We start from the raw sequence: 21,026 nt of genomic DNA, 5'->3' as shown, positions 1-21,026 counted from the left end.
GATTGCGGACTGGACTTCGTACGGCTGACGTCAGCCGACGGAGCCCTCCATCTGCAGCTCGATCAGCCGGTTCAGCTCCAGCGCGTACTCCATCGGGAGCTCGCGGGCGATCGGCTCGACGAAGCCACGGACGATCATCGCCATCGCCTCGAACTCGGTCATGCCACGGCTCATCAGGTAGAAGAGCTGGTCCTCGCTGACCTTGGAGACGGTGGCCTCGTGGCCCATCGACACGTCGTCCTCGCGGACGTCCACGTACGGGTAGGTGTCCGAGCGGGAGATGGTGTCCACCAGCAGGGCGTCGCAGAGCACGTTGGACTTGGCGCCCTTGGAGCCCTCGCCGATCTCGATCAGACCGCGGTAGGAGGTACGGCCGCCGCCACGCGCCACCGACTTGGAGACGATGTTGGAGGAGGTGTTCGGCGCCATGTGCACCATCTTGGCGCCGGCGTCCTGGTGCTGGCCCTCGCCCGCGAAGGCGATCGACAGGGTCTCGCCCTTGGCGTGCTCGCCCATCAGGTAGACGGCCGGGTACTTCATGGTGACCTTGGAACCGATGTTGCCGTCGATCCACTCCATGGTCGCGCCCTCGTACGCCACGGCGCGCTTGGTGACCAGGTTGTAGACGTTGTTCGACCAGTTCTGGATCGTCGTGTAGCGGCAGCGGCCGCCCTTCTTGACGATGATCTCGACCACGGCGCTGTGCAGCGAGTCCGAGGAGTAGATCGGGGCGGTGCAGCCCTCGACGTAGTGGACGTAGGCGTCCTCGTCGACGATGATCAGCGTCCGCTCGAACTGGCCCATGTTCTCGGTGTTGATCCGGAAGTAGGCCTGCAGCGGGATGTCGACGTGGACACCCTTCGGCACGTAGATGAACGAGCCGCCGGACCACACGGCCGTGTTCAGCGCGGCGAACTTGTTGTCGCCGGCCGGGATCACGGTGCCGAAGTACTCCTTGAAGATCTCCGGGTGCTGCTTGAGCGCAGTGTCCGTGTCGAGGAAGATCACGCCCTGCTCCTCCAGGTCCTCACGGATCTGGTGGTAGACGACCTCGGACTCGTACTGCGCGGCGACACCGGCGACCAGGCGCTGCTTCTCCGCCTCCGGGATGCCCAGCTTGTCGTACGTCGCCTTGATGTCGGCGGGCAGGTCCTCCCAGGACTCGGCCTGCTTCTCCGTCGAGCGCACGAAGTACTTGATGTTGTCGAAGTCGATGCCGGACAGGTCGGAGCCCCAGGTCGGCATGGGCTTCTTACCGAAGAGCTTCAGGCCCTTGAGACGCAGGTTCAGCATCCACTCGGACTCGTTCTTCTTCGACGAGATGTCGCGGACGACGTCCTCGCTGAGGCCACGCTTGGCCACCGAACCGGCGGCGTCGGGGTCGGACCAGCCGTACTCGTAGGTGCCCAGGCCCTCGAGCTCCGGGTGCGAAACGGTGTCAGTCATGCGAGGTTCCTCCGCGCGGACGCAGGTTCTGATGGGGTTGACGTACCGGCAGTCGGCACGGCATCGGGCGCCCGGCGACCGCCGGACGACGATGCGGCACCGGGTGCCGGCACATAGGTCGTGCAGACCCCGTCGCCGTGGGCGATGGTGGCCAGCCGTTGCACATGGGTGCCCAGGAGCTGGGAGAAGACCTCGGTCTCCGCCTCGCAGAGCTGCGGGAACTGCTCGGCGATGTGCGCTACCGGGCAGTGGTGCTGGCAGAGCTGGGCGCCGGCCGGGGCCTTGGAGGCCGCGGCGGACGGTACCCGCCGCACAGTGGCAGCGTACCCGTCGGCGCTCAGGGCCTGAGCGAGTGCCTCGGTGCGCTGGTCGGCCTCGGCCTGGTCCAGCACGGGGAGGTACTTGCGGCCCTGCTTGGCGAAGCGGGCCCTGGCGAAGGCGGCAACCGCCTCCTCGCCCGCCTTTCCGCCACCCACCGCGTCGGAGATCCAGCGCAGCGCGTCGGCGGCGAGCTGGTCGTACTCCTGGTAGAAGGCGTCCCGGCCCGACTCGGTCAGTGCGAAGACCTTGGCCGGGCGGCCCCGGCCCCGGCTGCCGTAGACCCGCTGCTCACGGGACTCGACCAGACCGGTGGCGGCCAGACCGTCGAGGTGACGGCGGACAGCCGCGGCGGTCAGGCCGAGGCGGCTCGCCAGGTCGGCGGCGGAGGACGGGCCGTGGTCGAGGATCGAACGGGCGACCCGGTCACGGGTGGCCTTGTGCCCCTCCAGCAGGACCTCTGTCGCCGTCGCGGGCACGGCACAGTCGGGGGCCGACTCGGCCTCCGGCTGCTCTGAGTGCTCGCGAATGTTTTTCACAACACCAGTGTTGCGTAATTACTCGCGATGCGACAACCCGTGATCCACGCCTCAGCGGTGGCGTCAGTCACGCAGGTAAGCCTTACCTGGGCTGGGAAAACGATCAATCGAGCCGGTGTCAAGGGCCCGGGCAGCGGGCTTTTAGACTCCCCGTATGCACACAGAACCCGCGGTCGAAGTGGCCGGGCTGGTGAAGCGGTACGGCTCCAAGATCGCGGTGGACGGTCTCGACCTCACCATCGCGCGCGGCGCGATCACCGCCGTCCTCGGCCCGAACGGCGCCGGGAAGACCACCACCATCGAGACCTGCGAGGGCTACCGCCGCCCCGACGCCGGCACGGTCCGCGTCCTCGGGCTCGACCCGGTCGCCGACCCCCGGCAGCTCAGGCCCCGGGTCGGCGTGATGCTGCAGTCCGGCGGCGTCTACGCGGGCGCGCGCGCCGTCGAGATGCTCAAGCACACCGCCAAGCTGCACGCCGACCCGCTGGACGTCGACGCGCTGGTCGAGCGGCTCGGCCTCGGCTCCTGCGGCCGGACCACCTACCGCCGCCTCTCCGGCGGCCAGCAGCAGCGCCTCGCCCTGGCGATGGCCGTGGTCGGCCGCCCCGAACTGGTCTTCCTGGACGAACCCACCGCCGGCCTCGACCCGCAGGCCCGCCGCGCCACCTGGGACCTGGTCCGCGACCTGAGGCGCGACGGCGTCACCGTCGTGGTGACCACCCACCACATGGACGAGGCCGAACAGCTCGCCGACCAGGTGGCCGTCGTCGACCGGGGCAGGGTCATCGCCACCGGCAGCCCCGAGGAGCTCTGCCGGGGCGGCGCCGAGAGCAGCCTGCACTTCGACGGCCCGGCCGGACTCGACCTCGGCTCGCTGCGCAAGGTCCTCCCGGACGGAGCCGCGGTCACCGAACCCGCCCCCGGCTCCTACCGCGTCGAGGCACCGCTCGACCCCAGGCTGCTCGCCACCGTCACCGCCTGGTGCGCGGAGGCCGGGGTCATGCCGGAGAAGCTGACGGTCCAGCGCCGCAGCCTCGAAGACGTCTTCCTCGAACTGACCGGACGGGAGCTCCGCTCATGACTTCGTACGCCCCTGCTCCGGGCGCGGCGCCGGTCGGCCGGATGCTGCTCGCGCAGACCGCCTTCGAGACCAGGATGCTGCTGCGCAACGGCGAGCAGCTGCTGCTGACGGTGGTCATCCCGACCGTCCTGCTGGTCCTCTTCAGCGCGGTCGACATCGTCACGGTCGACGGCCCCGGCAAACGGGTCGACTTCCTGGCCCCCGGCCTGCTGGCGCTGGCCGTGATGTCCACCGCCTTCACCGGGCAGGCGATCGCCACCGGCTTCGAGCGGCGCTACGGCGTGCTCAAGCGCCTCGGTGCGAGCCCGCTGCCGCGCTGGGCGCTGCTCACCGCGAAGACCGGGTGCGTCCTGGTCACCGAGGTGCTGCAGGTGGCCCTGCTGTCGGTGATCGCGCTGGCGCTCGGCTGGTCACCGCAGGGCAACCCGCTTTCCGTGGCCGCGCTGTTGGTGCTCGGCACCGCCGCCTTCTCGGGCCTGGGCCTGCTGATGGCCGGCACGCTGCGGGCGGAGGCCACGCTGGCCGCGGCCAACCTGGTCTTCATCCTGCTGCTGCTGGCCGGCGGTGTGGTCGTCCCGCTGTCCAAGTTCCCGTCGGGCGTACGGACGGTGCTGGAACTGCTGCCGATCAGTGCGCTCTCGGACGGGCTGCGGTCGGTGCTCCAGTACGGCGCCGGGGTGCCCTGGTCGGACCTGGGCATTCTGGGCGTGTGGGCGGTACTGGGGTTGGGCGCGGCGGCGCGCTTCTTCCGCTGGGAGTGACCGGGGGCTCGTGTGTGCAGGGGGCCGACCACAGGGGCGCGGGGAACTGCGCGAGGCGGAAGAGTGCGAGTAGTGCCCTTCCGCTGCGCGCAGTTCCCCGCGCCCCTGTTGGGTACCCCGCTCCTAGTGGCGGCGGGACTGCCGACGGCGGGTCAGGAGGACGAGTCCGCCGCCGAGGGCGATCACGCCCACCCCGATCCCGGCGATGACCGGGGTGTTGCTGCCGCCGCCGGTCGAGGCGAGCTCCGGGCCGGTGTGGCTGGGCGACGGCACGGGCTTGCTGGTCGTCGGCTTCACCGTGGGCTTGCTGGACGAAGGGGACGGGCTGGGGCTCGGGGAGTGGGTCTGCGGGCATGGGGCGATGGTCGCGGTCTTGGTGACCGTCCAGCCCTGGTCGCCCTTCGGGTCCTGGTCGGTGACGACGGTCAGGACGGCCTTGAGGTCCTTGGTGTGCGGCTTCACGACGAAGTCCTGGCTGAAGGCCTCGCCGAACTTCTGGTGGTCCAGCAGCTTCTCGCCGTCCAGGGTGAGGCTGACCGAGTTCTGGAACTTCGGGTCGTAGCTGGTCAGCTTGACGCTGATCTTCTCGCAGGTCACGGTCCAGGACGGCACGTGCGCGGAGGCACCACCCGCCAGCACCAGGGGTGCCAGCACCCCGAGCCCGGCTGCCGCGGCCACCAACCCACCGGAAATCCGTCGCGCCATCTCGACCTTCCCTCCCGAACTGCCGTGCCGTGAACGGCTGAATGTGTACCCCAGCAGCCCACCACAGTCCCCAAGGTCATGCACCCCTCATGACAGAAATGCCCCACGGCCGATAGAAACTGATCCGCCGTGGGGCATTCTCGTCATCGAAAGGTGCGTCAGGCCTTCTTGGCCGTCCGACGACGGGTGGCCACCACGATCGCGCCGCCGACGCCGAGCACGGCCACGCCGCCGATCGCCAGCGGGATCACGCCGTTCGCACCGGTGAGGGCGAGGTCGCCGCCTCCGGTGGTGGTACCGGTGGCCAGCGGCGGGGTGGTGCTCTGCTTGGGGGTCGGGGTCTTCGTCGGCGTCCCGGTCGGCGTGCCGGTCGGGGTGCCGGTCGGCAGGGTCGCCGCGGCCGGGATGCAGGCGGTGAACGGGGTGTTGTAGATCTTCCCGCCGCCGACGGTCAGCGACTTGGCGATCACCGAACCGTAGATCCCGCCCTTACCCAGGTCGACGGCCGCGTTCGGGGCGAGGACACTGCCCTGCCAGCCGAGCTGGGAGTTCTTGACCACCTTGGTGGCCGTCGGGAAGTTCCAGAGCGTCCCCTTCATGGGTCTGACGCTGATCGAGACTGCGGCCAGCTCAGAGCTGCCGCCGAGCACGTTGACCACGTTCGCCGAGCCTTCCGGCGCGTTGATCGCGATCGCCCCGGCGGTCTTCAGCTGCTCCGCCGTCATCGTGAAGATGTTGAGGCTCTTGTCCGTACCGTTCAGCGTGAGCATCTTCAGGTCGCCGCTGTAGGTGGTCCAGATGCTCTTCGCGGTGGGCTTCCTGGCCGCCAGCTCGGTGGAGACGGCACGCAGGTTGGCGAACTCCGCGGCGAAGTCGACCGGCGGGGCTCCCTGCACGACCTTCCCGTGGCTGGTTTCCAGAAGCCCGCTGCCGAGCTTGCTGCCGCCGTGGACGACGTTGCCGTACGACACGCGGGTATCACGCGTGCCGACATTGATGTTCCCTGCGACCACCAGGGCGTTGCCGCCGGGCAGTGCGTCGATCTGCCGCGTCGGCGGGAACTCGTCGTCGCCGGCGATCCGGATGCCGCCGCCGAAGTCGGCGTTGCCGCCGATGGCGGCTGCTCCGTTCACGGCGGTCCGGTCGGCCGCGTGGGTGTCATCGCCCTCGGTGAACTCGCCGTAGCGGATGCCAACACCGAAGCTCTGGCACTGCCCCCCGGTCGGCGTCGCGTGGGCCGCCGGCGCGACGAACGCACCGAGGGCAAGTGAACCGCCGAGCGCGAGGGCGGCGGCGGGTACGGATATGCGCATGTGGAGGAACTCCGCTGTGGGTGCGGGACGGGCACGGACGAACCCGCACTCTTTCGGCCACGACGATCACCGGTCAACACCGATGACCGGTCTGCGGAGAACAGTCCCTTTTGCCGTGGCGGCCACCCCACCCCAAGATCGGCTGTAAGCCGACCTAGGATGAGCGGGTGCGTACCCCCTCCTCCCTCCTCGCCGACCGCTGGCAGCCGTCCGGCGTGATCGTCCGGCGGGCCGCGCTCGCCGCATTGGTGATGAGCGTGGTCATCGTGGTCACCGGCGGCGCCGTCCGGCTCACCGCCTCCGGCCTCGGCTGCACCACCTGGCCCCGCTGCACGGGCGAGAGCGTCACGCCCACGCCCGAGATGGGCATCCACGGCGTCATCGAGTTCACCAACCGGATGCTCGCCTACGTGCTGAGCGCGGCGATCGGCTGGGCCATCCTCGCCGCCCGCTGCCACGTCCCGTGGCGGCGGAGCCTCACCAAGCTCGGCTGGGCGCAGTTCTGGCTGGTGATGAGCAACGCCGTCCTCGGCGGCATCACGGTGCTCACCGGTCTCAACCCGTACACCGTGGCGGCGCACCTGATCGCCGCGATGGGCCTGGTCTGGGTCGCGCTGCTGATGTGGGAGCGCTCGAAGGAGGGTGACGGCGCGCCGCAGCTCGCGGTAAGCCGGCCGATCGTCCAGCTCTCGTACGTCCTGGTGACGGTGATCGGCCTGCTGGTGGCCGCCGGGACGCTGGTGACCGGTGCCGGCCACCACCCGGGCGCGCCGGGCAAGGACGGGAAGCCGGTGCCCCGGATCCCGCTCGACTACGACCGTCTCGCCCAGGTCCACGCCGACCTGGCGTTCCTGTCGGTCGGCCTGGTGATCGCGGTGATCTTCGTCTTCGCCGCCGTCAAGGCCCCGCCGGCCGCGCGGGCGCGGGTCCGCGAGCTGTTCGTCCTCCTGCTGGCGCAGGGGGTGCTCGGCTTCGTCCAGTACTTCACCCAGGTCCCGGAGCTGCTGGTCGGCATCCACATGCTCGGCGCCACCCTGGTCTGGGCCGCCGCCCTGCGCATCCCGCTCGCCCTGCGCGTCCGGCTCGACGAGCCGGCGCCGGCTGTGCCGGCCCAGGCGCTGCAGACCGCCTGAGGACGACCACCCGAGTACGACGAAGGCCCTGGCGGGTTCGCCAGGGCCTTCGTCGTAGGGACGGTCAGCCGCCGAGCTGAATGCCGGCCATCCGCTTCCACTCGTACGCACCGGTCTTGACCCTCAGCGCGAGCTCGCCCTCGAAGGAGGCGTGCAGCTTCATGCCGGCCAGCTCGGCGGCCCGCTGCCCGACGGCGTAGGTCGGGGCGACCTGGTCGCCCCAGGCGCCGTCCGCGCCGACCATGACGATGCGGGTGGCGGTACGGCCGACGTACTCGACGACGCCCTCGGCAGTGCCGCCGTGCTGCTTGGCGAAGCTGCTGATGTTCTTGGCGATGCGCTTGGCGCGACGCTCGGCACGGGCGTCCGTCGCGGCGGGGGTGGCGGTCTCTGCGCTGCTCATGCCCGCATGCTACCGAGCGGTAGCCGAGCTGGCGACGGGAGAGCGATGTGCGGCGGACCACACCGCACATCACTAGGCTGGGGCCGTGACCTTCCAAGGCTGGCCGGCGGAGGCGCTCGAGTTCTACGAGCACCTGGAGGCCGACAACTCGAAGTCGTTCTGGACCGACCACAAGGCCGTGTACGAGCAGGTGGTGCGCGAGCCGATGGCGGAGCTGTTGGAGAAACTGGAGCCGGAGTTCGGGCCGGGCAAGATCTTCCGGCCCAACCGGGACGTCCGGTTCAGCGCCGACAAGTCCCCGTACAAGACGCACATCGGCGCGTTCCTGGAGGCGGGCGGCTACATCCAGCTGTCCGCGGACGGGCTGGCCTGCGGCAACGGCATGTACCACCTCGCGACGGACCAGCTGGAGCGGTTCCGCTCCGCGGTCGCGGAGGACGTCACCGGGGCCGAGCTGGAGCGGGTGATCGCGAAGGTGCGCAAGGCCGGGCCCGAGGTGGTCGGCCGGGACGCGCTGAAGACCGCGCCGCGCGGCTACCCGAAGGACCACCCGAGGATCGAGCTGCTGCGCTACAAGGGCCTGATCGCCTGGCAGGAGTGGGAGCCCGCCGAGTGGCTGGGCACTCCGAAGGCGTACCAGCGGATCACCGGGTTCCTGCGCGCCTCGCAGCCGCTGAAGGAGTGGCTGGACGCCCGGGTCGGCCCGAGCGAACTGCCCGAACGTTGAAAAACGCCCCCACCGGAGTGGGGGCGTTTCGACGGAGCGGGCCGTCTACTTCACGAACGGGTCCACCGCGATGACCACGAAGAGCAGCGTCAGGTAGGTGATGGACCAGTGGAACAGGCGCATCTCCTTGAGCTTGGCGCCCACCACGCCGGCCTTGGCGCGGGCGTGCAGCCCGTGCGCCTCCTTGAGCCAGAACGCGCCGAGCACCAGCGCCGAGACGGGGTAGAGCCAGCTGGTGTGCGCCAGCGGCCAGAGGGCCAGCGAGACGGCCACCATCACCCAGGAGTAGGCGACGATCTGACGGGCCACCGCGAGGTTGCCCTTGATCACCGGGAGCATCGGGACGCCGGCCTTGGCGTAGTCCTCGCGGACCTTCATCGAGAGCGGCCAGTAGTGCGGCGGCGTCCAGAAGAAGATGACGAGGAAGAGCACCAGCGCCGACCAGGAGACCGAGTTGGTCACCGCGGCCCAGCCGACGAAGACCGGCATGCAGCCGGCGATGCCGCCCCAGACGATGTTCTGCGCGGTGCGCCGCTTCAGGCCCAGGGTGTAGACGAAGACGTAGAAGAGGAGTGCGGTCAGCGCCAGTGCCGAGGCGAGCGCGTTGACCAGGGCCCAGAGCCAGACCGTCGAGCCGATCGCCAGCGAGATGCCGAAGACCAGTGCCTCGCGGGGCGACACCATGCCGGTCACCAGCGGGCGCCGCTCGGTGCGCGACATCACCGCGTCGATGTCGCGGTCGATGTACATGTTGAGCGCGTTGGCGCCGCCGGCCGACAGGTAGCCGCCGATGACGACATAGAGGACCAGCAGCGGATCGGGTACCCCGCGCTGCGCCAGGAACATCACCGGGACGGTGGTGATCAGCAGCAGCTCGATGATCCGAGGCTTGGTCAGTGCGACGAATGCCCCGACACGGGCCCCGAACGGCCGGCGCGCGGGGGTCGCCCCGACCACCCCGGCAGGGCGGGATTCGACGGCGGTCACGAACACCCCAACTCACGATGAAGATTCACAGGCGTCCCCGGGACCACTTGGTGCCGTCACGTCCGCGCTGCGCGTACCACGCCACCTTAGACGCTCCATATCTCCCGACCGGCCGCGGGGTCCCCCGGCGAGGCGGAACCGCACACCGCCGGGTGAATCCGCCCAAACCACCCCGTCCCCCGTCTTGCTCCTCGGACGGGCAGACCCGATCGATCCGGGTGAGGGTAGGACAAGTCATGTGTCACGGCCTTGGGGAATCGTGACTGGAAAGTCCCGGTTGTCCCAGCACGCAGGGTGAAGGCCCGCTCGGACGGTAGGCTCGCACAGAGAAGCGGGATCAACCCTCCGTGACCGGCACCAACAAAATGTCTGGTCCACAGCGTCGTGGCCGACCCGGTCCCTCACGGGGTCACTCTTCAATACGGAAGGAGCCCTGAGACAGGGTGAGCACCACGCCGACGAACGCATTCGAGTGGACCGAGCTGGATCAGCGGACCGTCGACACAGCCCGGGTTCTGGCCATGGACGCAGTCCAGAAGGTCGGCAACGGGCACCCCGGGACGGCCATGTCGCTGGCCCCCGCGGCGTACCTGATCTTCCAGCACTTCCTGCGCCACGACCCCACCGACCCCGCCTGGACCGGCCGCGACCGCTTCGTGCTCTCCCCCGGGCACACCTCGCTGACGCTCTACACGCAGCTCTACTTCTCGGGCTACGGGCTGTCGCTGGACGACCTGAAGGCCTTCCGCGTCGCGGGAAGCCGCACCCCGGGCCACCCGGAGCACGGCCACACGGCCGGCGTCGAGACCACCACGGGCCCGCTGGGCCAGGGCATCGCCAACGCGGTGGGCATGGCGATGGCCGCCCGCTACGAGCGCGGCCTGTTCGACCCGGAGGCCGCCGAGGGCGCCTCCCCCTTCGACCACACCATCTGGGCCATCGTCTCCGACGGCGACCTGGAGGAGGGTGTCTCCGCCGAGGCCTCCTCGCTGGCGGGGCATCAGAAGCTGGGCAACCTGGTCGCGCTGTACGACGACAACCACATCTCGATCGAGGGCGACACCGAGACCGCCTTCTCCGAGGACGTCCTGGCCCGGTACGAGGCGTACGGCTGGCACGTCCAGCGGGTGACGCCGAAGCCGGACGGCGACATCGACGTCCACGCCCTGGCGGTGGCCCTGGACGCGGCGAAGGCCGAGACCTCGCGCCCGTCGATCATCGCGATGCGGACGATCATCGCCTGGCCGGCGCCGGACGCGCAGAACACCGCCAAGGCGCACGGCTCCGCGCTCGGCGAGGCCGAGATCGCCGCGACCAAGAAGCTCCTCGGCTTCGACCCGCAGAAGACCTTCGAGGTCACCGACGAGGTCATCAACCACGCGCGCAAGGTCGTGCAGCGCGGCAAGGCCGCCCGCCACGAGTGGGAGAAGGGGTACCACGCCTGGCGCGAGGGCAACCCGGAGCGCGCCGCCGAGTTCGACCGCATCACCGCGGGCGAGCTGCCGGACGGCTGGGAGAAGCACATCCCGTCCTTCCCGGCCGGCAAGGACGTCGCGACCCGCAAGGCGTCCGGTGACACCCTCAAGGCGATCGGCGCGGTGATCCCGGAGCTGTGGGGCGGCTCGGCCGACCTCGCGGAGTCCAACCTCACCACCATCGACGAGCACAGCTCGTTCCTGCCCGCGGACAACCCGCTGAAGTCGGCCGGCCCCTACGGCCGGACCATCCACTTCGGCATCCGCGAGCACGCCATGGGCTCGACCATGAACGGCATCGCGCTGCACGGCAACACCCGCATCTACGGCGGCACCTTCCTGGTCTTCGCCGACTACATGCGCCCCGCCGTGCGTCTCGCCGCCCTGATGAAGCTGCCGGTCACCTACGTGTGGACGCACGACTCCATCGGTCTCGGCGAGGACGGCCCGACCCACCAGCCGGTCGAGCACCTGGCCTCGCTGCGTGCCATCCCGGGCCTGGCGATGGTCCGCCCGGCCGACGCCAACGAGACGGCCGTCGCCTGGCACACCATCATCGAGCGGCACTCCAGCCACCCCGGCCCGGTCGGTCTGGCGCTCACCCGGCAGAACGTGCCCACCTTCGACCGCGAGGTCTTCGGTCCCGCCGAGGGCACCGCCAAGGGCGGCTACGTGCTCGCCGAGGCCTCGGACAGCGCGCCGAAGGTGATCCTGATCGGCACCGGCTCCGAGGTGCAGCTCGCGGTCAAGGCGCGCGAGGAGCTGGAGGCCGACGGCATCCCCACCCGCGTGGTGTCCATGCCGTCCATCGAGTGGTTCAACGAGCAGGACCAGGCGTACCGCGACAGCGTGCTGCCGCCGAACGTCCGGGCCCGTGTCTCGGTCGAGGCGGGCATCGCCCAGGGCTGGCGCGAGCTGGTCGGCGACGCCGGCCGCATCATCAGCCTGGAGCACTTCGGTGCCTCCGCCGACTACAAGGTGCTCTTCCGGGAGTTCGGCCTGACCGCCGACGCCGTGGCCAACGCCGCGCGCGCGTCGCTGCGTACGGTCGAGGCCATCTCCCGCTGACACCGCCGGGGGCTGCGTACCTGACCGCATATCAGGTGCGCAGCCCCGTCTGACGACCCCACAGACAGACGAAGAAGACGAAGAAGAGGATGAAGCACCATGACTGACGCACTGAAGCGCCTCAGCGACGAAGGCGTGGCGATCTGGCTGGACGACCTCAGCCGTGAGCGGCTGAACACCGGCAACCTGGCCGAGCTGGTGCAGGAGAAGCACGTGGTCGGCGTGACCACCAACCCCACCATCTTCCAGAAGGCCATCGGCGGCAACGGCGCCTACGCCGGCCAGATCGAGGACCTCGCCGTCCGCAAGGTCACCGTGGACGAGGCCGTCCGCATGATCACCACCTCGGACGTGCGCGACGCCGCCGATGTGCTGCGCCCGGTCTACGACGCCTCCAACGGCCGTGACGGCCGGGTCTCCATCGAGGTCGACCCCCGTCTCGCCCACAAGACCGCGCCGACGGTCGCCGAGGCCAAGCAGCTGTGGTGGCTGGTGGACCGCCCCAACGTCTTCATCAAGATCCCCGCCACCAAGGCCGGCCTGCCCGCCATCACCGAGGTGCTCGCCAAGGGCATCAGCGTCAACGTCACGCTGATCTTCTCCCTCGAGCGCTACCGCGCCGTCATGGACGCCTTCCTGACCGGCCTGGAGAAGGCCAAGGCCACCGGCCTCGACCTCTCCCAGATCGAGTCCGTCGCCTCCTTCTTCGTGTCCCGCGTGGACACCGAGATCGACAAGCGCCTGGACAAGATCGGCGGCGACGCCAAGCAGCTGCGCTCCAAGGCCGCCGTCGCCAACGCGCGTCTCGCCTACCAGGCGTACGAAGAGGTCTTCAGCAGCGACCGCTGGAAGGCCCTGGAGGCCGCCGGCGCCAAGCCGCAGCGCCCGCTGTGGGCCTCGACCGGCGTCAAGGACCCGGCCCTGCCGGACACTCTGTACGTGACCGAGCTGGTCGCGCCCGGCACCGTCAACACCATGCCCGAGGCCACCCTGGACGCCACCGGCGACCACGGCGTGATCACCGGCGACACCATCACCCCCAACTACGCCGACGCCAAGGCCGTGATGGACGCCATCGCCGCCGCGGGCGTCGACTACGACGACGTCGTCCAGGTGCTGGAGGACGAGGGCGTCGAGAAGTTCGAGGCCTCCTGGAACGAACTGCTCGACACCGTCGCCGCCTCCCTCGCCGCTCACGCCACCGAGAACTGACCTTCCTGCTCACAGCACCCACGGAAAGCGGAGCCCATCAAGTGAGCAACGAATACCCCGAGGTCGAGCAGGGCGATCCCCCGCTCCCGCCCTCGAATCCGCTGCGTGACCCTGCAGACCGACGGCTCCCGCGCATCGCGGGGCCGTCGGGCCTGGTCATCTTCGGAGTCACCGGTGACCTCTCGCGCAAGAAGCTGATGCCGGCCATCTACGACCTGGCCAACCGCGGCCTGCTGCCGCCGGGCTTCTCGCTCGTCGGCTTCGCGCGGCGCGAGTGGGAGGACGAGGACTTCGCCCGCGAGGTCCACGACGCCGTCAAGGAGCACGCCCGGACCCCCTTCCGCGAGGAGGTCTGGCAGCAGCTGGCCAAGGGCATGCGGTTCATCCAGGGCACCTTCGACGACGACGAGGCCTTCGAGAAGCTGCGCGAGACGATCGAGGACCTCGACAAGGCGCAGGGCACCGGCGGCAACTTCGCCTTCTACCTCTCCGTCCCGCCGAAGTTCTTCCCCACCGTCGTCCAGCAGCTCAAGAAGCACGGCCTGGCCGAGCCGCCGAAGGGCTCCTGGCGCCGCGCGGTGATCGAGAAGCCGTTCGGCCACAACCTGGAGTCCGCCCAGGAGTTGAACCGGATCGTCCACGAGGTCTTCCCCCGTGACGAGGTCTTCCGGATCGACCACTACCTGGGCAAGGAGACGGTCCAGAACATCCTGGCGCTGCGCTTCGCCAACACCATGTTCGAGCCGCTCTGGAACCGGTCGTACGTCGACCACGTGCAGATCACCATGGCGGAGGACATCGGTATCGGCGGGCGCGCCGGGTACTACGACGGCATCGGCGCGGCCCGCGACGTCATCCAGAACCACCTGCTCCAGCTGATGGCCCTCACCGCCATCGAGGAGCCCGCCTCCTTCCACCCCAAGGCTCTCGTCGCCGAGAAGCTGAAGGTGCTGAGCGCGGTCAAGCTCCCCGCCGACCTGGGCAAGCACACCGTGCGCGGCCAGTACGCGGCCGGCTGGCAGGGCGGCGAGGAGGTCGTCGGGTACCTGGACGAGGACGGCATCGACCCCCAGTCCAAGACCGACACCTACGCCGCCATCAAGCTGGAGATCAACAACCGCCGCTGGGCGGGCGTCCCGTTCTACCTGCGCACCGGCAAGCGTCTCGGCCGGCGGGTGACCGAGATCGCGGTGGTCTTCCAGCGCGCGCCGTACCTGCCCTTCGACTCGTACGCCACGGAGGAGCTCGGGCAGAACGCCCTGGTCATCCGGGTGCAGCCGGACGAGGGCGTGACGGTGCGGTTCGGCTCCAAGGTGCCGGGCACCTCCTTCGAGGTCCGCGACGTGACGATGGACTTCGCGTACGGCGAGTCCTTCACCGAGTCCAGCCCGGAGGCGTACGAGCGGCTCATCCTGGACGTGCTGCTCGGCGACGCCAACCTGTTCCCGCGGCACCAGGAGGTCGAACTCTCCTGGGAGATCCTCGACCCGATCGAGAAGTACTGGGACACCCACGGCAAGCCCGCCCAGTACCCCTCGGGGACCTGGGGCCCCGTGGAGGCGGACGAGATGCTCGCACGAGACGGCAGGAGCTGGCGCCGGCCATGAAGATCGACCTGACGAACACCACGTCCAGCAAGATCAACGCTGCACTGATGGACGCGCGGCGGGCCAGCGGCTCCACCGCCGCCGGCATGGTGCTCACCGTCGTCATCGTCACCGACGAGGGCAGCGCCTACGACGCCCTCAAGGCCGCCGCCGACGCCTCCCGCGAGCACCCCTCGCGCACCCTGGCGGTCATCAAGCGCGCCGGGCGTTCGCCCCGGGCCCGCGCCGAGACCCGCCTGGACGCCGAGGTCCTGGTCGGCGCCGAAGCCGGCTCGGGCGAGACGGTCATCCTGCGGATGCACGGCGAGCTCGCCGCGCACGCCCAGTCGGTGGTGCTTCCGCTGCTGCTGCCCGACGCCCCCGTGGTCGTCTGGTGGCCGGAGAACGCGCCGCAGCACCCCGCGAAGGACCCGCTCGGTGCCCTCGCCCAGCGCCGGATCACCGACGCCGTCACGGCGGAGTCCCCGGTCGGGCAGCTCGCCCAGCGGGCCGAGAGCTACACGCCCGGCGACACCGACCTCGCCTGGACCAGGATCACCGGCTGGCGCTCCATGCTGGCCGCCGCCCTGGACCAGCGCCCGGTGAAGGTCACCGCCGCCGTGGTCGAGGGCGAGTCGTACAACCCGAGCGTCGAGCTCCTCGGGCTCTGGCTGCTGACCCGCCTGCGCGTCCCCGTCGAACGGGTGGTCACCGGCGGCCCCGGCATCACCGCCGTCACACTCCGCACCAAGGACGGCGACATCACCCTCGACCGCCCCGACGGCCGGATGGGCACTCTCCGCATGCCGGGCGCGCCGGACCGGCAGGTGGCGCTGAAGCGCCGGGAGACCTCGGAGCTGATCGCCGAGGAGCTGCGCCGGCTGGACCCGGACGACATCTACGCGGCGGCGGTGCGTACTCCGGTGGAGCGGCTGCGCGAGCCGGCCGACGCCGAGCACACCGCCGCGGTGGTCGAGGCGGCGGTGGCCGCCCCGGCGCGGGTGACGGCCAAGGTCCCGGCGGCGACGCAGGCGGTTGCCGGGACGGCCGCCGTGAAGAAGACGGTCGCGAAGAAGGCCGTGGCCAAGAAGGCCGTCACGAAGAAGGCCGCGCCCCGGAAGCGGAGCGGATCGTGACCGCCGCCGTCCCGCAGCTGGTCGTGCACCGCGACAAGGAGCTGATGGCCCAGGCGGCAGCCGCGCGTCTGATCACCAAGATCGTCGACGCTCAGTCCGCCCGTGGCACCGCCTCGGTGGTGCTCACGGGCGGGCGCAACGGCAACGCCCTGCTCGCCGCGATCGCCGCCTCCCCGGCGCGCGACGCGGTGGACTGGTCGCGCCTGGATCTCTGGTGGGGTGACGAGCGTTTCGTCCCCTCCGACGACCCCGAGCGCAACGCCGTCCAGGCCCGGGACGAACTGCTGGACGCCGTCCCCGTCAATCCGGCGCGGGTGCACGAGATGCCCGCCTCGGACGGCGTGGACGGCTCCGACGTGGAGGCGGCCGCCGCGCGGTACGCGGAGGAGCTGGCGAAGGCGGCCGGTCCCGGTGACCGGACCGGGGTCCCCGCCTTCGACGTGCTGCTGCTCGGCGTCGGCCCGGACACCCACGTCGCCTCGCTCTTCCCGGAGCACCCCGGTGTCCGGGAGACCGAGCGGACGGTGGTCGGCGTACGCGGGGCCCCGAAGCCCCCGCCGACCCGGATCTCGCTGACCCTCCCGGCCATCCGGGCGGCACGCGAGGTCTGGCTGCTGGCAGCGGGCGAGGACAAGGCCGACGCGGTCGCCCTGGCCCTCTCCGGCCCCGGCGAGCTCCTGGCCCCGGCCTCCGGCGTGTACGGGCGCAGCCGGACCCTGTGGCTGCTCGACCGGCCGGCCGCGGCGAAGATCCCGCCGCAGCTGTACCCGCCCGCCTCGGCCTGACCGAGCACCAAACGCGATGGGCGCCCCCGGATCTCCGGGGGCGCCCATTGACGTCTGTTCAGATCTCGCCGCGCAGCTTGGCCAGCGCCTCGGCGAGGATCGCCTCGCCGTCGGCGTCCGTACGGCGCTCGCGGACGTAGGCGAGGTGGGTCTTGTACGGCTCGTTGCGCGAGGGCGCGGGCGGGTTGTGCTCGTCCTGGCCGGCCGGGAATCCGCAGCGCGGACAGTCCCAGGTGTCCGGGATGACGGCCTCGGCGGCGAAGCTGGGGCGCGTCTCGTGCTTGTTGGCACACCAGAAGGAGATCCGGTTGCGGGGGGCGGACTCGCCGCGCTCCGCCTCGCCCATCGGGCCGGCGCCGACTCTGCTGCCACGGATGGCGTTGCCACTTGCCACGGTCTGACTCCCTGCGTGCTGGTGCGATGCGATCTCGGCCGATGCCCGGTGGCTGGCTGCCCTGCCCGGTGAGTGGCAGGGGCGGCGGCCGCTATCCATTGCCGCCCGGCCGCGGCCTGCGGACGGTGGCGAAGTTGTCCTAGTGTAAGCAGCGGTTAAGGATCTGTCCCCACCGCCTCCGACACTTCGTCCACCCCAGGATAGGCGGGCGGACGACACACCGTCAGATCTGCGGCAAACCCGCGTCAGACCTTGTACTTGAGCAGCAGGCCGAGCACCACGATGCATGCGAACCAGCCGAGGCCGACGATGATGGTGATGCGGTCGAGGTTTCGCTCGGCGACGGCCGAGCCGCCACCGGTGGACATCGCGCCACCGCCGAACATGTCGGACAGACCGCCGCCCTTCCCCTTGTGCAGGAGCACCAGGAGGATCATCAGCAGGCTGAAGATGATCAGGGCAATCGAGAACCCGAGAACCACGGCGGGACCAACTCTCTCGTTCAATCGGCGAAGGGGCCGGGCCGCGCGAAGCGGTCCGGCCCCAAAGCCTACGTTGCTGCGGCGGCGTTAGCCTACTGCCTGCTCGCGGTAGCGCACGATCTTGACGAACTCCTCGGCCTCCAGCGAGGCGCCGCCGATCAGCCCGCCGTCGATGTCCGGCTTGGCCATCAGGCCGGGGGCGCTGGAGGCCTTCATCGAACCGCCGTACAGGATGCGGACCTTGTCGGCCAGCTCACCGTCGTACAGCTCGGCCAGGCGGGCGCGGATCGCCGCGCAGACCTCCTGGGCGTCCTCGGGGGTCGCCACCTCGCCGGTACCGATCGCCCAGACCGGCTCGTACGCCACGACGATGGTCTCGGCGTCCGAGGCCGGGACGCCCTCGAGGCCGCCGTCCAGCTGGGCCAGGGTGTACTCGACGTGGGTGCCGGCCATGCGGATGTCCAGCGGCTCGCCGATGCACAGGATCGGCACCAGGCCGTTCCGGAACGCGGCCATGACCTTGGCGTTGACGATCTCCTCGTTCTCGCCGTGGTACTGGCGGCGCTCCGAGTGGCCGATGGCCACGTAGGTGCACTTCAGCTTGGCGAGCATCGGGCCGGAGACCTCGCCGGTGTAGGCACCGGAGTCGTGCGCCGAGAGGTCCTGGGCGCCGTACTTGATCTTCAGCTTGTCGCCGTCGACCAGGGTCTGGACCGAGCGCAGGTCGGTGAACGGCGGCAGGACCGCCACCTCGACCGCCTCGTAGTCCTTGTCGGCCAGCGCGAAGGCCAGCTTCTGGGTGTGGGCGATGGCCTCGAGGTGGTTGAGGTTCATCTTCCAGTTGCCCGCCATCAGCGGGAGACGCTCAGTCATGCGATCAGCCTTCCAGGGCGGCGAGACCGGGGAGGGTCTTGCCCTCCAGGTACTCGAGGCTCGCGCCACCGCCGGTCGAGATGTGCCCGAACTTCGTCTCGTCGAAGCCCAGGATGCGGACGGCCGCGGCGGAGTCGCCGCCGCCGACCACGGTGAACGCGTTGCTCTCCAGCAGGGCCGCCGCGACGGCCTTGGTGCCCTCGGCAAAGGTGGGGTGCTCGAAGACACCGACCGGGCCGTTCCAGAACACCGTGGCGGCGTCGGCCAGCTTGGAGGCGAACAGCTCCCGCGTCCTGGGGCCGATGTCCAGGCCCTCCTTGTCGGCGGGGATCTTGTCGGCGTCGACCACCTCGAAGTCCTCGACCGGCTTGTGGGTCTTGGTGTCGGGGAAGCTCGCCGAGACCGAGACGTCGACCGGCAGCACGAACTCGACGCCGTTGGCCTTCGCCCGCTCCAGGTACTCCAGAACCGTGGGGATCTGGTCCTTCTGCAGCAGCGAGATGCCGACCTCGTGGCCCAGGGCCGCGAGGAAGGTGTACGCCATACCGCCGCCGATGAGGATGCGGTCGGCCTTGCCCAGCAGGTTGTCGATCACGCCGACCTTGTCGGAGACCTTCGAACCGCCGAGGACCACGACGTACGGGCGCTCGACCTCCTCGGTGAGCCGCTTGAGCACGGCCACCTCGGTGGCGATCAGGTCACCGACGGCGTGCGGCAGGCGGGCCGGCAGGTCGTACACCGAGGCGTGCTTGCGGTGCACGGCGCCGAAGCCGTCGCCGACGTACGCGTCGGCCAGGGCCGCCAGCTGGTCGGCGAAGGCGCCGCGCTCGGCGTCGTCCTTCGCGGTCTCGCCGGCGTTGAAGCGCAGGTTCTCGAGCAGCGTGACCTCGCCGTCGGCCAGGGCGGCGACGGTGGCCTTCGCGCTCTCGCCCACGGTGTCGGTCGCGAAGGACACGGACGTGCCGAGGATCTCGCCGAGGCGGAGGGCGACCGGGGCGAGGGAGAACTGCGGGTCGGGCTCGCCCTTGGGGCGGCCCAGGTGGGAGGCGACGATCACCTTGGCGCCGGCCTGCAGCAGCTTGGTGATGGTCGGGGCGACGGCGCGGATCCGGCCGTCGTCGGTGATCCTGCCGTCGGACAGCGGCACGTTGAGGTCGGCGCGGACGAACACGCGCTTACCGGCGACGTCGAGGTCTTCGATGGTCTTCACGGTCTTCGGTCTCCTGGGGAGAAGGTGGCGCGAGGCAGCGGCACAGCGGCGGGCCGCCGGAGAGACAAGGGTGAGGGTGCTGCTAGCCCCCCAATGCGAGCCGACCGGCAGAGGGAGGGCCCGGACGGCTTGTTGCGCCTTCCGGGCCCTCCCCCTTACATCACGTCAGCTCCCGCTGTGTCAGAGCTGGCCACCGACGAGGGTGGTCAGGTTGACGAGGCGGTTGGAGTAGCCCCACTCGTTGTCGTACCAGCCGAAGACCTTGACCTGGTTGCCCTGGACCATGGTCATCAGGGAGTCGAAGATCGTGGAGAACGGCGAGTTCACGATGTCGGAGGAGACGATCGGGTCCTCGGTGTACTGCAGGATGCCCTTGAGGCTGCCCTCGGAGGCCTTCTGGAAGGCCGCGTTGACCTCCTCGACGGTGACCTCGCGCTCCAGGGTGACGACCAGGTCGGTGATGGAGCCGGTCGGGACCGGGACGCGCAGCGAGGTGCCGTCCAGCTTGCCCTTGAGCTCCGGCAGGACCAGGGCGGTGGCCTTGGCGGCGCCGGTCGAGGTCGGGATGATGTTCAGCGACGCGGCACGGGCACGACGCAGGTCCTTGTGCGGGAAGTCCAGGGTGACCTGGTCGTTCGTGAACGCGTGGACCGTGGTCATCAGACCCTTGACGATGCCGAAGTTCTCGTTCAGCACCTTGGCCAGCGGCGCCACGCAGTTGGTGGTGCAGGAGGCGTTGGAGATGACCGTGTGGTTCGCCGGGTCGTACTTCTCGTCGTTGACGCCCATGACGATGGTGACGTCCTCGTCGGTGGCGGGCGCCGAGATGATGACCTTCTTGGCGCCGGCAGCGACGTGCTTCTTGGCCTGGTCGGCCTTGGTGAAGATGCCGGTGGACTCGATGACGATGTCCACGCCCAGCTCGCCCCAGGGGAGGTTGGCCGGGTCGCGCTCGGCGATGACCTTGAAGGTCTTGCCGTCGGCGGTGATGCTGTCAGCGGTGTGGCTGACCTCGCCCGGGAAGGTGCCCAGGATCGAGTCGTACTTGAGCAGGTGTGCCAGGGTCTTGGTGTCGGTCAGGTCGTTGACACCGACGATCTCGATGTCCGCGCCCTGGGCCTGAACCGCACGGAAGAAGTTGCGGCCGATGCGGCCGAATCCGTTGATGCCTACCCGGATCGTCACGAACCGATCTCCTCGTTAGGTACGCCGGAACTATGCCGACGGGGTGGAAATGGGATGTCCCCGACCACCCATGACCCTACCTCCCTGGCGGTCGGCTGGGCACATCGCCTCTCCGGCAGGGTGTCTTTCATGGGCACGGGCAACTGCGCGCAACGGAAGGCTTCCTGCTGCCCTCCCGCCGCACGCAGTTCCCCGCGCCCCAAGGGT

20 protein-coding genes are annotated in these 21,026 nt (G+C 70.1%); 9 read left to right on the top strand and 11 right to left on the bottom strand.

Translation table 11 applies throughout. The features are described 5' to 3' along the window. Positions 1-30: 30 nt before the first annotated feature. Positions 31-1,446 (bottom strand): Fe-S cluster assembly protein SufB, encoded by a 1,416-nt coding sequence (sufB, locus tag FB465_RS25630; RefSeq protein ID WP_145794225.1) that lies wholly within the window; start codon positions 1,444-1,446, stop codon positions 31-33. Then, positions 1,443-2,303 carry a helix-turn-helix transcriptional regulator gene (locus FB465_RS25625; RefSeq protein WP_211785853.1) on the bottom strand — a complete coding sequence of 287 codons (861 nt, stop codon included), beginning with the start codon at positions 2,301-2,303 and terminating at the stop codon, positions 1,443-1,445. The genes sufB and FB465_RS25625 overlap by 4 nt, the downstream gene beginning before the upstream one ends. Positions 2,304-2,457: 154 nt before the next feature. On the opposite strand from FB465_RS25625, the gene FB465_RS25620 reads away from it, so the two are divergent. Next, on the top strand, positions 2,458-3,384 hold the full coding sequence (locus tag FB465_RS25620) for an ABC transporter ATP-binding protein (protein WP_145794223.1): 927 nt from the start codon (positions 2,458-2,460) through the stop codon (positions 3,382-3,384). Continuing rightward, complete coding sequence (locus FB465_RS25615) at positions 3,381-4,145, top strand: ABC transporter permease (RefSeq protein WP_145794221.1); 765 nt, start codon at positions 3,381-3,383, stop codon at positions 4,143-4,145. The genes FB465_RS25620 and FB465_RS25615 overlap by 4 nt, the downstream gene beginning before the upstream one ends. A gap of 123 nt (positions 4,146-4,268) precedes the next feature. On the opposite strand, the gene FB465_RS25610 is transcribed toward FB465_RS25615, so the two are convergent. Further along, positions 4,269-4,850, bottom strand: coding sequence for an LAETG motif-containing sortase-dependent surface protein (locus FB465_RS25610; RefSeq protein WP_145794220.1), 582 nt, complete (start codon positions 4,848-4,850; stop codon positions 4,269-4,271). A gap of 158 nt (positions 4,851-5,008) precedes the next feature. Next, positions 5,009-6,163, bottom strand: coding sequence for a choice-of-anchor A family protein (locus FB465_RS25605; protein ID WP_145794218.1), 1,155 nt, complete (start codon positions 6,161-6,163; stop codon positions 5,009-5,011). Between the two features lie 167 nt (positions 6,164-6,330). On the opposite strand from FB465_RS25605, the gene FB465_RS25600 reads away from it, so the two are divergent. Beyond that, a complete protein-coding gene (locus tag FB465_RS25600) occupies positions 6,331-7,296 on the top strand; it encodes a COX15/CtaA family protein (protein ID WP_246192834.1) in 966 nt (321 codons plus the stop codon). Positions 7,297-7,360: 64 nt separating this feature from the next. On the opposite strand, the gene FB465_RS25595 is transcribed toward FB465_RS25600, so the two are convergent. Beyond that, the gene (locus FB465_RS25595; RefSeq protein WP_145794215.1) at positions 7,361-7,699 is read right to left on the bottom strand and encodes a hypothetical protein; all 339 of its coding nucleotides are present in this window, start codon (positions 7,697-7,699) and stop codon (positions 7,361-7,363) included. Between the two features lie 85 nt (positions 7,700-7,784). Between FB465_RS25595 and FB465_RS25590 the strand changes: the two genes are divergently transcribed. Beyond that, entirely contained in the window at positions 7,785-8,426 is a 642-nt protein-coding gene (locus tag FB465_RS25590) for a DUF2461 domain-containing protein (RefSeq protein WP_145794213.1), read from the top strand. 45 nt (positions 8,427-8,471) lie between these two features. Here FB465_RS25590 and FB465_RS25585 read toward each other — a convergent pair whose 3' ends face one another. Further along, complete coding sequence (locus FB465_RS25585; RefSeq protein ID WP_145794211.1) at positions 8,472-9,413, bottom strand: heme o synthase; 942 nt, start codon at positions 9,411-9,413, stop codon at positions 8,472-8,474. A 443-nt stretch (positions 9,414-9,856) separates the two neighbouring features. On the opposite strand from FB465_RS25585, the gene tkt reads away from it, so the two are divergent. From tkt to pgl, 5 genes are all read left to right on the top strand, one after another. Continuing rightward, positions 9,857-11,956, top strand: coding sequence for a transketolase (gene tkt, locus FB465_RS25580; RefSeq protein ID WP_145794209.1), 2,100 nt, complete (start codon positions 9,857-9,859; stop codon positions 11,954-11,956). Positions 11,957-12,055: 99 nt separating this feature from the next. Next, positions 12,056-13,168, top strand: a complete 1,113-nt coding sequence (gene tal, locus FB465_RS25575) for a transaldolase (RefSeq protein ID WP_145794208.1) — start codon at positions 12,056-12,058, stop codon at positions 13,166-13,168. A 41-nt stretch (positions 13,169-13,209) separates the two neighbouring features. Then, the gene (gene zwf / locus FB465_RS25570) at positions 13,210-14,775 is read left to right on the top strand and encodes a glucose-6-phosphate dehydrogenase (RefSeq protein WP_145794207.1); all 1,566 of its coding nucleotides are present in this window, start codon (positions 13,210-13,212) and stop codon (positions 14,773-14,775) included. After that, positions 14,772-15,890 (top strand): glucose-6-phosphate dehydrogenase assembly protein OpcA, encoded by a 1,119-nt coding sequence (gene opcA, locus FB465_RS25565; RefSeq protein WP_145794205.1) that lies wholly within the window; start codon positions 14,772-14,774, stop codon positions 15,888-15,890. Before zwf ends, opcA begins: the two co-directional genes overlap by 4 nt. A gap of 44 nt (positions 15,891-15,934) precedes the next feature. Next, complete coding sequence (gene pgl, locus FB465_RS25560) at positions 15,935-16,675, top strand: 6-phosphogluconolactonase (protein WP_145797585.1); 741 nt, start codon at positions 15,935-15,937, stop codon at positions 16,673-16,675. A 58-nt stretch (positions 16,676-16,733) separates the two neighbouring features. Here pgl and FB465_RS25555 read toward each other — a convergent pair whose 3' ends face one another. From FB465_RS25555 to gap, 5 genes are all read right to left on the bottom strand, one after another. Continuing rightward, positions 16,734-17,021 carry an RNA polymerase-binding protein RbpA gene (locus FB465_RS25555; protein ID WP_030308030.1) on the bottom strand — a complete coding sequence of 96 codons (288 nt, stop codon included), beginning with the start codon at positions 17,019-17,021 and terminating at the stop codon, positions 16,734-16,736. A 293-nt stretch (positions 17,022-17,314) separates the two neighbouring features. Then, positions 17,315-17,551, bottom strand: coding sequence for a preprotein translocase subunit SecG (gene secG, locus FB465_RS25550; protein ID WP_145794203.1), 237 nt, complete (start codon positions 17,549-17,551; stop codon positions 17,315-17,317). Between the two features lie 87 nt (positions 17,552-17,638). Next, on the bottom strand, positions 17,639-18,424 hold the full coding sequence (gene tpiA / locus FB465_RS25545; RefSeq protein ID WP_145794202.1) for a triose-phosphate isomerase: 786 nt from the start codon (positions 18,422-18,424) through the stop codon (positions 17,639-17,641). 4 nt (positions 18,425-18,428) lie between these two features. Further along, a complete protein-coding gene (locus FB465_RS25540) occupies positions 18,429-19,634 on the bottom strand; it encodes a phosphoglycerate kinase (RefSeq protein WP_145794200.1) in 1,206 nt (401 codons plus the stop codon). 180 nt (positions 19,635-19,814) lie between these two features. Beyond that, complete coding sequence (gap, locus tag FB465_RS25535; RefSeq protein ID WP_145794198.1) at positions 19,815-20,819, bottom strand: type I glyceraldehyde-3-phosphate dehydrogenase; 1,005 nt, start codon at positions 20,817-20,819, stop codon at positions 19,815-19,817. Positions 20,820-21,026 lie beyond the last annotated feature (207 nt).

Origin of the sequence: Kitasatospora atroaurantiaca, from assembly GCF_007828955.1 — a bacterium.
GTDB lineage: Bacteria > Actinomycetota > Actinomycetes > Streptomycetales > Streptomycetaceae > Kitasatospora > Kitasatospora atroaurantiaca.
Note: the sequence above shows the minus strand (reverse complement) of the source record. Positions and strands in the feature narration are given on the sequence as shown.